Consider the following 11,603-nt stretch of genomic DNA (forward strand, 5'->3'; position numbering starts at 1 on the left):
AAAATTACCCGCGCCTTGGCCCGAATTATTGCCGGACAACAGAAAAAACTCTATCTAGGAAATCTCGATTCTAAAAGGGATTGGGGTTATGCTAAGGACTATGTGCGGGCGATGTGGTTAATGTTACAACAGGAAGAACCGGATGATTATGTGGTGGCGACCAATGAAACCTATTCTATCCGGGAGTTTCTCGATATTTCTTTCCAATACGTTAATTTAAATTGGCAGGATTATGTGGAGTTTGATCAACGTTATTTGCGTCCAGCGGAAGTAGATTTATTAATAGGAGATTCCACAAAAGCCAGAGAGAAATTAGGCTGGCAGCCGTCGGTGACATTCGAGGGACTGGTAAAATTAATGGTAGATGCGGATTTAGCGGCTTTGGGGATTAATCTTAATAACGGTGGTGATAGCCAACAGTTATTAAAAGATTTGGCCTATCTTCGCAATCGTTCCCTAATTGCCGTCGATTAAAAAGTCGGGTGGGTTAGGGAAAGTCCACCCACCCCCGCCTTGATCCATCGTCATTTTTACCTGACTTTTAGGAGTAAATTGGGTCTTTTTCCAGCAAACCTAGCAATTTTTGCATTTTAATCCAAGCCCTTCTCATTTGCCAGAATTTACTTTTTTCCATGGCGGCTATTTTACTGTAAGCTTTTTGCAATTCCTCGTCTCTTTCTCGATAATTCAATTGGGTTTTTTGCAATTCTTGATGCAATTCTTGTTCATGAATTTCTAATTGTTTAATTCGTTCTCTAGCCTGTTCCAACTGAGCGAATATATCAACTTTTAAGGCGACTAAAGCAGCAAAAATGGCTTGGATATTTTGGGAGTAAAGTTGAGGATGATTATAAAAAAGTTGGGTGTAGGAATAAATATAGTGTTCTGGGGTCATTGAGCGACTCATAGAATCAGCTTTTTGTCGATAGAAAAATAACACTTCTGGGATACGATAGACTTCTCGACCTAATTCGATCAGAGATAACCAAAAATCGTGATCTTCCCAACCATAAATTAAATTGCTATTATAGCCGCCCACAGTTTCCCAATCGGATTTCCGAAACAAACCAGAGCAAAATATCATATTATCTACTAATATATCGGGAAATTTATACTCAAGCAGCGGCCAAATTCCTTGTCTATCGCCAAAATATTCCGCTTCGCAATAAACTATACCTAATTGCTCATTACCTTCTAGCAAAGTAACCGCTTTTTCTAGATAAGAATCGGCAATTTTATCATCGGCATCAAGGGGAAGAATATAGGTTCCTTGCGCTTGGGCAATTCCTAGATTTCTGGCTGTGGCAACTCCTTGATTTTCTGTGCGAATAATCCTGGTTTTTGGCTGTTGATAATTTTGTAAAACCTCGATGGTTTCTGGTTCTGTGGATCCATCATCAATGACAAGGATTTCAAGATTTTGGTATGTTTGCACTAAAACAGATGCGATCGCATCATCAAGATAGCGACCGTGATTATAGCAAGGAATAATCACGGAAACTTGAGGAGCATGACTCATTGGGGGCAATTCTCTCCTACTCGAGCAAAAACTAGGTTATCAATAGCTTATCCCAAAAGCTCCCCTTTATGGTTTTTCTAAGTAAAGAAAGTGTTGATATCCCCACTAGCAATTTCGGGATAGTAGGACATATTATGGATAAATTCTTAAATTATTGCGATTGGTCGACAAAATCACCCAATTGGGTGATCCCCGTGAGGGAAGCATCTCTTTTTAATAGAGGATAAGTTATTCAATAATCAGATTGTCATTATAAATGATCCTTAATCATGGAAGCTCATCAACAAAAACAACTCCGCACTTTCCTCTTGGAGAAATTAGCAATTTCCCCCCGTTCCTTCGATATGGCTGTGCGTCTCTGTGAAGCATCGGTGGGTTCTTTGCCGATGGTTTTATGGCAGTACGGTTTAATCGATTTGTCGCAATTGAATCAAGTTTTTGACTGGATGGAAACGGTATAATTAATAATTATTTTCCAAGAATAGGTTCATTAATTATCGTTTTTATTAAGAGAGCAGCAAGTTACTGAAATTTATTTAATTTTATAAGCCTAGACTAAGTTCCGTTAAGGTTTACCATACTAGCGAACCTAACCTTTTTTGGGACTAATTAAATCAGCTATAGTCCGCTATTTCCCCCCGTTTTAATTCGAGATCGATCTGGTCTAAAATACTAATTTATCGACTCGCTCGCCTTTTTGATTGTCATGACAGTAAGATAGGAAGAAACTTAATTAATCTAGCCTAGGTTCTTGAGTTAGGCATCGACTATATGGAACTCTTTCAGGGCCGGATAGAAGTTGAGATTTTCATGACCTGGACGACTGAGTTTAATCAGGGCAAACCGTTGGGATGGTGGCAATTTTTGCCATTGTTCTAAACTAATTTCGATCTGGAATTCTTTGGCTTTTTCTAGGACTGTAACGGGTATCTGGCCATCATCTAGCCAAGCGGGATGGGAATCTATTGCTAGTTCTCCCGGGGGATGGCCAGTTTTTTCGGTGATTAATTTTTGCAGAAAATCTCGATAAATTTTGGCCTCTGCTGCCGTCGTACAAGCCATATTAACTAATACCATTCTTTCCAGTTGACTCAACTGCATCCAATGGGACAATTTTAATTTAACTCCACAGGTATCTAGTTTCATTCTCACGGTCATTGGTATGCAACGTAAGGAGTCAACAAATTCGGCTTCAAAGTCGAAAAAGGTGTTCATATTATTTCATTGATTTACTGAGGATAAATCTATAATACAGCACTGTGGTATAATTGCTGGACAAAATGTTCTTCTTATTGAAGAAAATTGGATCGATATTGATGACTAGAAACGAGAATTTCCTCTAGTTCCTGCCATTTTTCTCCTGCAATATAGTCAATAACTTGATCAAGATTTTGCCGATAATTTGTCAAGGATATCAATAAAGCTTGACGATTGTATTGAGCCATCATTAAACCTAATTCGGGATTGCCAGCACCGACGCGACTGGTATCGCGGAAACCAGAACTAGCTAAATTTTCCGCTAATTGGCGAATATTCAAGTCTTGTTCTTTCCCACAAGCTTGGATTAAACTGGTGCTAATCATTACTGGCAGATGGGAAATCCATGCCACGGCTCGATCGTGTTCTTCGGGGGAGGAATAATAAATTTGACAGCCTAATTTCTGCACGATTTCAGTTAAGATTTCCACGGCAAAGTTAGGGGTAGATTCAAGGGGAGTAATCAGATATGGGGCATTGACAAATAAACCAAATTGTGCCGCATTAATTCCCTGTTCGGTTTTCCCGGCCATGGGATGACTACCGACAAAATTTGGCCATAATTGACTACAATTGGCCACAATTGCCCCTTTAACCGATCCCACATCGGTGACAATGGCTTGGGGTTTTAAATAGGGAGTTAATTTGTGCAAAGTTGGCACAATTAAATGTATGGGAGTACAGATAAAGATTAAATCGGCAGTAGCCAATAATTCTAAACTGGTACTAGATTCATCTACCACGCCTTTTTGTACAGCGATATCACAGGTGGATTGTTGACGGGAAACTCCCAAAACCTTATAAGCTTGCGATCGAAAATCTAACCCCAAAGAACCACCGATTAAACCCAGTCCAATAATGCCAATATTCATTAGTTTTACTCAAAGATAATTTCGTCTTCTACTCGCCAAGCGGGATCAACAATGCACAAGAAAACTAACGGTTCCTCTCCACAATTATGAATATATTGTTTAGCTAGAGGAGGTATATAAATGGCGGCACCGACAGTCACTAATTGCACTTCCTCATCGATGTGCATTTCCCCTTGTCCTTGCAGAATATAATAAACTTCCGCAGTTTTTAAAGCGTGGGGAGTAGAAGTTTCCCCCATATCTACCCGCGCGTGGGCTAAACTATAACGTAGATTTAACGGCTGTTTATCGGGATGCAATAACTCGCGCAATCGGGTATGATCACCGGCGATGAATTCCTCACATTCGAGCAGTTTTCTGATTAACATAGTAAAATTAAACGTCGAAGATTGTTTTTATTTTATCATTGAGTCAAAGACTAAAGACTAATAGCCGTTATCATAGAAATATTTAGCATCGCCAGAATTAACGAATGACTTGGTTAGAACATAGTGTACAGGTAGAAGTGGACGCGCCGATCGATCTGGTTTGGGAACTCTGGTCAGATTTAGAACAAATGCCCCAGTGGATGAAATGGATCGAATCGGTGAAAATTCTAGAGGAGGAGCCAGAGCTTTCCCGTTGGAAGTTAGCCAGTGGTGGTCTGGAATTTACTTGGTTGTCACGGATCCTGAAAATTGTCCCCCACCAGATGATTCAATGGGAATCCGTGGACGGGTTACCTAACCGCGGGGCGATTCGTTTTTATGACCGTCATGGTAAGAGTATTGTGCGACTGACAGCAGCCTATGCTATACCTGGTTGGTTAGGAAAATTGATGGATAATCTTTTCCTTGGTCGAGTGGTGGAATCGACCCTGCAAGCTGATTTAGAGCGTTTTCGCCTTTATGCTCTCAATATTGTCAATAATACGCCGCCAAGGTGAGGTAATCATCGGCAGTAAGCTGTTGACTATCTAAAGCACTTGTTAAGACTGTCTATGAGTAAGGAGAGAGCGAGCATTTGTACTAAAATAAATACCCAGTTTAAATGCAATACAGCTTATTGCTGACTACCGACAATCGACTCCCCAAAAGGAAAACTTCCTAAGAATATCCCCAGCAAATTGCGCTATCACGGTTGAGTTATTTCTACTCGATTTTATAGAGATAGGCTTCTGGGGTTTCCAGAAGGGAAGTCATCGGGCGATCGAGAGGAGGGGTTTTGGCGAGGGTAAAAATTGGAAATAAATCGTTCATTTGGATAGCCATTTTAAATTTCGGCTGTATATAATAACTACCCGATGGGCAGGCATTGGTTATCGTTAGCTCTCTTTTGGTCATAAAGGTATCAATATAATCGTACTGACCGCGCTCTTTTCTTATGCCTTTCTTGGCTGGATCACAAAGGGTTGAACCGACCGGAATCTGATTGATAATTTCCACTGTATCGGCCACGGATAGGAGTCTTTCGGAACCGTATTTACTAGCAAGATAACGTTGATTGAAATAGAGATTAGTTGCGATAGAATAGCCGATGATAATTGCTAGAACTAAACCGAGGATCCTGTCGAACGTCTTAGTAAAGTTTAGATAGGCCAGACTAGCGATCGCCATAAGGATGGGAGCAAACCATAGTAAGATTTTACGATGGGAATAAAAATGCTCATCAGGATAATTAGAGGAAGCGTAGAGAAAAATTATCCAAGGGATCGCAAAAAAGCCGATCAGTGTTTTATTGCCTCGATATTTTTTGATGACTATGTATAGAGAAATGCCTAAAAAAATCACCGAAACTACAACATTGAAAATCGATATATTGTCATTCAAAAAAAATACTTGATTACCCAGATAAACCGTTTCCCAAATCGCTTTAAATAGACGAGTGAACAGATTGCTCGATGGTTCACCGCTCGCCCCCTTCGCCGTGAGTGCTCTCACGATTCCCCTCGTATTAGCGAAATTCCGAACGATCTCACTGTGCCAATACATAAATAAGGCGAGATTTGCCGAGAGAATCGATAGAAAAGGCAAAAGACATTTACGAGTATTCTTGCGATTGCGATAAACAAACCATAGACAGGCGATAACAGAAGTCACTGGGATAATTAACATTGTGGTGGTGTGTAAACTCACCAATATAGCGACGGTAATCCCGAAGAATATCCAAGCTATAGCCTGATAGAGCAGCGGCTTAGTCGTTTCCATCTGGAAACGATAGAGTAAAGCAAAAACGAGCAGGAAAAAGGGTATTGGGCTAGGAGCCCAGGAAAAATTATTAATGAAATAGTCCGCATAAATCGTGCTATACCAAAATCCTGCCAAACTGGACAGGAGAAGACGTTTATCTTTTTCTACATTTTCTAAAACTTGATAAACAAAGTAGATTAAGAGGGGAATCGATAGAAAAGAAAATAGTCCATTGGTAAGGACTTGAAATTCGGGAGCGGTACCGAAAATTGTCAGAGGGAACGCTAAATAACCATAGAGGGGAGGAATTACGAATCCATATTTTCCACCCCCCCCCGCAGGTCCCAATTGAGGAAAGTTTCCCTTCCACATATCCATCGAAAGATAACCAAGGGTAATCTGATCGGGATCGGGTCCGATATCGAAGGTAACGTATTCAAAAATACTGACAATCCTGGTGAAAAAGGCAAAGGCGATCGCTAGAATACCTAAAATCAGTGCCGTTCCTCGGACTTTATTGATTGATTTCCCCATAAGTGTCGGTATTTTTATCCTAAAATTGTCTGGTAGCTTCGTGACCGTATCCCCGAATATTTATCTTCGCATGGTAGCACGAATTTCTAGTCCTACTCGGTCAGAATTATAGCGTTAAAGATGAAGTATAACCTGATTTAGCATTACTGGCCGACTCCCCAAAACGAAAACTTCGTACCTCACCATGAAGATAACTGCTATAAGATTTAAGAGCCTGTTTAGCAATAAACTGGGTACACTCGCTTAATGGGACTTAGGCGTTTTCGGTCAGCAAAAAAGGCTCAAACCATTACGGGACAAAGGGTTAACCTCGATTTATGATTTTCCTTGATATATCTGGGTTTCAGCGATTTTGGGCTTCTCGAAGTAAATCCCAAGCGGGGATTGGAGTTGAAGCTTTTCTCGATTTGTTTTTTGTCTAAGTCCCATTAACAAAAATTTTTTTAGACAGATCTTGGACACAATCGGGAATCCCGTGTTAAACTGCCTCGATAAGATGATGTCACTCTCAAAGCCCTTCACTATATAATCCAATGGTAATACAATCGGTTAGTTTAACAGTTAAGGACTATAAGTCTAATATTCCCGTGGCCATCTTGTGTGGTGGCAAAGGAACCCGACTGCGGGAAGAAACCGAATTTCGACCTAAGCCGATGATTGCCATCGGAAATCGACCGATTATTTGGCATATCATGAAAACTTATGCCCAATATGGGTTAACTGACTTTATGCTCTGTCTAGGGTATAAAGGGGAAATAATCCGGGACTATTTCTTTAACTATGATTGGAATCAAAGTGATGTCCTCTTAGAGTTAGGCAATAAAAAAGTGACCAAACTCGATAGTGGACATGATGAGGAAGACTGGCGTATTTGGTTAGTTGATACGGGACAGGAAACCATGACGGGAGGCCGTCTTAAACGTCTCACCTCTTATATAGACCAAAGTGGAAGTGAGATCTTTTTAGCCACCTATGGGGATGGGGTTTGTGATGTGAATATTGCGGATCTGTTGGATTTCCATTACTCTCATGGGAAATTAGCCACCTTGACGGCGGTTCGTCCTCCTTCTCGCTTTGGCGAGTTAGTGATTGAGGATAATCTAGTCAGTCAGTTCCAAGAAAAGCCGCAAACGGCTGAAGGATGGATTAATGGGGGGTATTTTGTCTTAAATCGCAAGGTTTTGGATTTAATTGAGGGAGATTCGACGACTTTTGAAGCACAGCCCCTCAGAACCCTGGCTGCTTTGGGAGAACTCGCCGTCTATAGGCATGATGGGTTTTGGCAGTGCATGGATACTTATCGAGAAATGGAAATGCTCAATCACCTTTATGACACTGGACAAGCTAGATGGAAAATATGGTAAAGAAAGCATTTTGGCGGGGCAAAAAGGTCTTTATCACGGGTCATACTGGCTTTAAGGGGTCTTGGCTGGCGTTTTGGTTACTCCATCTAGGAGCAGAGGTAAAAGGCCTCAGTTTAGCTCCCAATACCACCCCCGCCTTATTTGACCAATTGGACTTAGCTCAAAACCTGAGTCATCATATAGGAGATATTCGAGAGCCTGAGTTAGTGACTCGTTTAATCGCTTCATGGCAGCCGGATGTAGTCTTTCATTTAGCGGCACAACCCTTAGTGCGGCTTTCTTATCTGGAGTCGGTGGAAACGTGGAACACAAATGTCATGGGGACTATTCACGTTTTAGAGGCCCTCAAAAGCCTGACTCATCCCTGTGCCGCCGTGTTTATTACTAGCGATAAGTGCTATGAGAATCGGGAATGGGTCTATGGTTATCGGGAAAATGACCCCTTGGGGGGTTACGATCCCTATAGTTCTAGTAAGGCGGGGGCGGAGTTGGCGATCGCATCTTGGCGAAATTCCTTCTTTAAAACCCCTCAAACCCCCATCGGCATTGCCAGTGCCAGGGCAGGAAATGTCATCGGTGGCGGAGACTGGTCCCTAGATCGGATTGTACCCGATGCGATGCGGGCCTTGATAAAGTCGGAAGCGATTCCGGTGCGGAACCCTCTAGCGACTCGCCCTTGGCAGCACGTTTTAGAGCCTTTAGGTGGCTATTTACGGTTGGCTGAGTCGATTTATGAGCAGTTGATGACGGCTAATTGGCAGCAAGACAGCCGGGGTTTATATGGGGCGTTTAATTTCGGTCCGTCTCTGACTTCTAATCGCCCGGTTAAAGAGTTAGTTGAGTCTATCCTACAACTTTGGCCGGGGACTTGGCTCGATCAAAGTGATCCGAAGGCTGTTCATGAGGCTAAATTGCTTAATCTAGTTACAGATAAGGCTTTCCATACCCTAAAATGGCAACCCGTCTGGGATTTTCGGCAAACCCTCAAGGAAACGGTGACATGGTATTATCAAGCTAATCAAATTGCACCTAGCAATAATCAAGGGTTTCAAAACTTAACCCGATCACAAATCGATCTATACCAAGCCGATGTCTTCAGTGAAAAAGTAGGTAGCTTTTGTGTTCCATAATATTTATTGCTACATTCCGGCGTTCCCCAAAACCAGAGACTTCGTACATCACCATTAGGATAAATTCTACAAATATGACCAAAGTTTACTTCTACGCAACAAGTGAAAAGGAGATGCGGTTACTTAATAGACAAGATCCCGACTCTTTCCTCGGTATTCATGATCATTTTTCAGGGGAAATTGCGACGAGTTATATCTATCTTAAAAAGGCGGGTTTAGATTGTGAAGTTATTAACACAATTCCTGAGGAAGGAATTGTGTTCGCAGATAAAAAGAGTTTTGATAAAACCTTGCTAGAGATCAAAAAATATCTTGGCCGACCTACCCGTTTTTACAAATATCCAGGAGGAAATGCTATGTTAATCGCAATGAAATCTGATTTACAGTTTTATCCACCTGCTCATATAAATATTGTTCATAATGCCGTGGATTTCCAGAAAAACCGTAATTCTATTTGGAATCCTTACTATCTTGTTTTTCCTTGGCCTCAGCCCGGATTGATCCCTCGATTGAAAGAGCGTGACTGTCTAGTTGAAAATGTGGCTTATCTTGGTGATCAATCTCAATTAGCAGAAGAACTGAAATCAGATAAATGGCGTGATGCTCTATCCTCTCTAGGATGCAAGTGGTGGCCAATTCTTGAGCCTAAAAAGTGGAACGACTATAGTAATATAGATGTGGTTATTGCTGCTAGAAGTTTCGATGGCAAGCCATACATCAACAAACCCGCTAATAAATTAATCAATTGTTGGCGAACTGGTGTTCCAGCCATCGTGACTCCAGAGTCCTCAATCTTAGCAGAAAAGAAAAGCGACTTAGACTTTCTTTTGGTTAATTCTCTGGACGAAGCCATCTCAGCAGTTAGTAAGTTAAAGAGTAGTCCCGACCTTTATGCTAACATGGTCAGTAATGCCCGGGAAAGGGCTAAGGATTTTACTGTAGAAAAAGGTTGTGAAAGATTTATGAAATTTTTTGAGGAATTTGCGTTTCCTACCTATAATGAATGGATTAAATTAACGGAAAGCCAGAAAAAAACTCTTTTCTGGAGACGTTGTTCTAAATTGAAATTAGACAATTTTAAAGACAGAACAATTAATAGTTTGATCGAGCGGTTTTTCTAACGAATATTATTGCACAAATCATGACACAACCTATCCATCGTCCAACTAATACATCTGAGCAAGAACAAGACCTGCGAGAGCAAGTATTTCAAGCCGTACAGAAATACTATGACTTCAAATTTCAGCCCCGGGCTTTTGTGGCGGGGCAAACCTATGTTCCGGTTTCCGGTAAGGTATTTGATGAGCAAGAATTAGTCAAATTAGTCGATTCTTCCCTAGATTTCTGGCTGACGACGGGCAGATATGCGGCGGAATTTGAGGAACGTTTTGCCCAGTGGATGGGGGTAAAACATTGTTTATTAGTCAATTCTGGCTCTTCGGCCAATTTAGTGGCTTTAAGTGCCTTAACTTCCCCTAAACTGGGGGAAAAACAACTTAAACCGGGGGATGAAGTCATTACCGTCGCCGCAGGTTTCCCGACTACAGTTAACCCCATCTTTCAAAATCAGCTAATTCCCGTCTTTTTAGACGTTAAACTACCCGGTTATGACCTCGACATCGAGCAGCTGGAATCGGCCTTGTCCGAGAAGACTAAAGCGATTATGATCGCTCATACCCTGGGAAATCCCTTTAATTTAGAAGCGGTGATGGCTTTTGCCGAAAAACATGACCTCTGGGTAGTCGAGGATAACTGTGATGCGGTGGGAAGTCTTTACAAAGGGCAAAAAACCGGCACCTTTGGGCATTTAGCAACGGTTAGCTTTTATCCTGCCCATCACATGACTATGGGAGAAGGGGGCGCGGTTTTAACCAGCGATACCCGCTTGAAAAAGATTGTCGAGTCATTCCGTGACTGGGGCAGAGATTGTTGGTGTCCTCCGGGTGTAGATAATACCTGTAATAAGCGCTTCGGTTGGCAGTTAGGAGATTTACCCTTTGGTTATGACCATAAGTACACCTATTCTCATGTGGGTTATAACCTAAAGATGACGGATATGCAAGCAGCCGTCGGGGTAGCGCAACTGGATAAATTGCCAGGATTTATCAAAAAGCGCCGGGAAAATTTCGACTTTTTGCATCAAAAGTTACAGGAGCTTCAAGATGTTTTAATTCTGCCTGAAGCCAGCCCCGATTCTGAACCGAGTTGGTTCGGGTTTCCGATTTTTGTTAAGGAAAATGCGCCTTTTAGCCGCAATGATTTAGTTAAGCATTTGGAGGAAAAACGCATCGGCACAAGGCTATTATTTGGAGGAAATTTGTTGCGACAACCTCTTTATAAGGGTTTAAATTATCGAGTTGTTGGGGATTTAAGCAATGCCGATAAAATCATGAGTAGTGTTTTTTGGCTGGGCATTTATCCCGGATTAACGGGGGAAATGTTAGAATATGTTGTCTTGACGCTAAAAAATTTCTGTCAAGGGTGATTAAGGGAAAACCGACTTTTTTTAAGTATTCTTGGCTTTTCTTAATGAAAAAGAGATAAACATGACACCATCTGCTATTGATTTACCGACAAAATCAACGATAATCACCTGGGAAAAACTGCCAGATGATTTTAGGCTCTACCGAACCTGTCATGCAAAACTATCAACAACTCATGCTTGTAAAGCTTGTACAATAGGGCTTTGAGTTTTTGTTAGATTGATATTTATCAACTTTAGAGCATTGCTGGACAGAGAGGGAGCTTGGGGAATTTTC

12 protein-coding genes are annotated in these 11,603 nt (G+C 41.5%); 7 read left to right on the forward strand and 5 right to left on the reverse strand.

Annotated elements, in window-relative coordinates:
- The coding region (locus ACOCD9_RS07515; protein WP_419546956.1) for a GDP-mannose 4,6-dehydratase at nucleotides 1-474 on the forward strand (474 nt) is incomplete at its 5' end.
- A gap of 67 nt (nucleotides 475-541) precedes the next feature.
- On the opposite strand, the gene ACOCD9_RS07520 is transcribed toward ACOCD9_RS07515, so the two are convergent.
- Complete coding sequence (locus tag ACOCD9_RS07520) at nucleotides 542-1,519, reverse strand: glycosyltransferase (protein ID WP_287700058.1); 978 nt, start codon at nucleotides 1,517-1,519, stop codon at nucleotides 542-544.
- A gap of 269 nt (nucleotides 1,520-1,788) precedes the next feature.
- On the opposite strand from ACOCD9_RS07520, the gene ACOCD9_RS07525 reads away from it, so the two are divergent.
- On the forward strand, nucleotides 1,789-1,980 hold the full coding sequence (locus tag ACOCD9_RS07525; RefSeq protein ID WP_002758191.1) for a DUF2949 domain-containing protein: 192 nt from the start codon (nucleotides 1,789-1,791) through the stop codon (nucleotides 1,978-1,980).
- Between the two features lie 295 nt (nucleotides 1,981-2,275).
- On the opposite strand, the gene ACOCD9_RS07530 is transcribed toward ACOCD9_RS07525, so the two are convergent.
- From ACOCD9_RS07530 to ACOCD9_RS07540, 3 genes are all read right to left on the reverse strand, one after another.
- Nucleotides 2,276-2,734, reverse strand: a complete 459-nt coding sequence (locus tag ACOCD9_RS07530; protein WP_287700059.1) for a nitrate reductase associated protein — start codon at nucleotides 2,732-2,734, stop codon at nucleotides 2,276-2,278.
- 74 nt (nucleotides 2,735-2,808) lie between these two features.
- Nucleotides 2,809-3,648 carry a prephenate/arogenate dehydrogenase gene (locus tag ACOCD9_RS07535; RefSeq protein WP_287700060.1) on the reverse strand — a complete coding sequence of 280 codons (840 nt, stop codon included), beginning with the start codon at nucleotides 3,646-3,648 and terminating at the stop codon, nucleotides 2,809-2,811.
- 5 nt (nucleotides 3,649-3,653) lie between these two features.
- The gene (locus ACOCD9_RS07540; RefSeq protein ID WP_287700061.1) at nucleotides 3,654-4,016 is read right to left on the reverse strand and encodes a cupin domain-containing protein; all 363 of its coding nucleotides are present in this window, start codon (nucleotides 4,014-4,016) and stop codon (nucleotides 3,654-3,656) included.
- A gap of 104 nt (nucleotides 4,017-4,120) precedes the next feature.
- On the opposite strand from ACOCD9_RS07540, the gene ACOCD9_RS07545 reads away from it, so the two are divergent.
- Nucleotides 4,121-4,573, forward strand: a complete 453-nt coding sequence (locus ACOCD9_RS07545; protein WP_287700062.1) for an SRPBCC family protein — start codon at nucleotides 4,121-4,123, stop codon at nucleotides 4,571-4,573.
- Between the two features lie 205 nt (nucleotides 4,574-4,778).
- Here ACOCD9_RS07545 and ACOCD9_RS07550 read toward each other — a convergent pair whose 3' ends face one another.
- Nucleotides 4,779-6,350 (reverse strand): hypothetical protein, encoded by a 1,572-nt coding sequence (locus ACOCD9_RS07550; RefSeq protein WP_287700063.1) that lies wholly within the window; start codon nucleotides 6,348-6,350, stop codon nucleotides 4,779-4,781.
- 533 nt (nucleotides 6,351-6,883) lie between these two features.
- Between ACOCD9_RS07550 and rfbF the strand changes: the two genes are divergently transcribed.
- The 4 genes from rfbF (at nucleotide 6,884) to rfbH (ending at nucleotide 11,329) form a co-directional block, all read left to right on the forward strand.
- Nucleotides 6,884-7,714 carry a glucose-1-phosphate cytidylyltransferase gene (rfbF, locus tag ACOCD9_RS07555; RefSeq protein WP_287700064.1) on the forward strand — a complete coding sequence of 277 codons (831 nt, stop codon included), beginning with the start codon at nucleotides 6,884-6,886 and terminating at the stop codon, nucleotides 7,712-7,714.
- Entirely contained in the window at nucleotides 7,699-8,844 is a 1,146-nt protein-coding gene (gene rfbG / locus ACOCD9_RS07560) for a CDP-glucose 4,6-dehydratase (protein ID WP_287700065.1), read from the forward strand. The genes rfbF and rfbG overlap by 16 nt, the downstream gene beginning before the upstream one ends.
- Nucleotides 8,845-8,918: 74 nt before the next feature.
- Entirely contained in the window at nucleotides 8,919-9,965 is a 1,047-nt protein-coding gene (locus ACOCD9_RS07565) for a glycosyltransferase family 1 protein (RefSeq protein WP_419546959.1), read from the forward strand.
- 20 nt (nucleotides 9,966-9,985) lie between these two features.
- Nucleotides 9,986-11,329 carry a lipopolysaccharide biosynthesis protein RfbH gene (gene rfbH / locus ACOCD9_RS07570; RefSeq protein WP_419546960.1) on the forward strand — a complete coding sequence of 448 codons (1,344 nt, stop codon included), beginning with the start codon at nucleotides 9,986-9,988 and terminating at the stop codon, nucleotides 11,327-11,329.
- The last annotated feature ends 274 nt before the right edge of the window (nucleotides 11,330-11,603 follow it).

This window comes from Microcystis sp., assembly GCF_048564745.1.
Classification (GTDB): Bacteria; Cyanobacteriota; Cyanobacteriia; order Cyanobacteriales; family Microcystaceae; genus Microcystis; species Microcystis ichthyoblabe_A.

Excerpts from the sequence above, each read along its gene's own strand:
- ACOCD9_RS07520 (WP_287700058.1), bottom strand. The coding sequence starts at position 1,519 with ATGAGTCATGCTCCTCAAGTTTCCGTGATTATTCCTTGCTATAATCAC.
- rfbH (WP_419546960.1), top strand. The coding sequence starts at position 9,986 with ATGACACAACCTATCCATCGTCCAACTAATACATCTGAGCAAGAACAA.
- ACOCD9_RS07535 (WP_287700060.1), bottom strand. The coding sequence starts at position 3,648 with ATGAATATTGGCATTATTGGACTGGGTTTAATCGGTGGTTCTTTGGGG.
- ACOCD9_RS07550 (WP_287700063.1), bottom strand. The coding sequence starts at position 6,350 with ATGGGGAAATCAATCAATAAAGTCCGAGGAACGGCACTGATTTTAGGT.
- rfbG (WP_287700065.1), top strand. The coding sequence starts at position 7,699 with ATGGAAAATATGGTAAAGAAAGCATTTTGGCGGGGCAAAAAGGTCTTT.
- rfbF (WP_287700064.1), top strand. The coding sequence starts at position 6,884 with ATGGTAATACAATCGGTTAGTTTAACAGTTAAGGACTATAAGTCTAAT.
- ACOCD9_RS07545 (WP_287700062.1), top strand. The coding sequence starts at position 4,121 with ATGACTTGGTTAGAACATAGTGTACAGGTAGAAGTGGACGCGCCGATC.
- ACOCD9_RS07525 (WP_002758191.1), top strand. The coding sequence starts at position 1,789 with ATGGAAGCTCATCAACAAAAACAACTCCGCACTTTCCTCTTGGAGAAA.
- ACOCD9_RS07540 (WP_287700061.1), bottom strand. The coding sequence starts at position 4,016 with ATGTTAATCAGAAAACTGCTCGAATGTGAGGAATTCATCGCCGGTGAT.
- ACOCD9_RS07530 (WP_287700059.1), bottom strand. The coding sequence starts at position 2,734 with ATGAACACCTTTTTCGACTTTGAAGCCGAATTTGTTGACTCCTTACGT.
- ACOCD9_RS07565 (WP_419546959.1), top strand. The coding sequence starts at position 8,919 with ATGACCAAAGTTTACTTCTACGCAACAAGTGAAAAGGAGATGCGGTTA.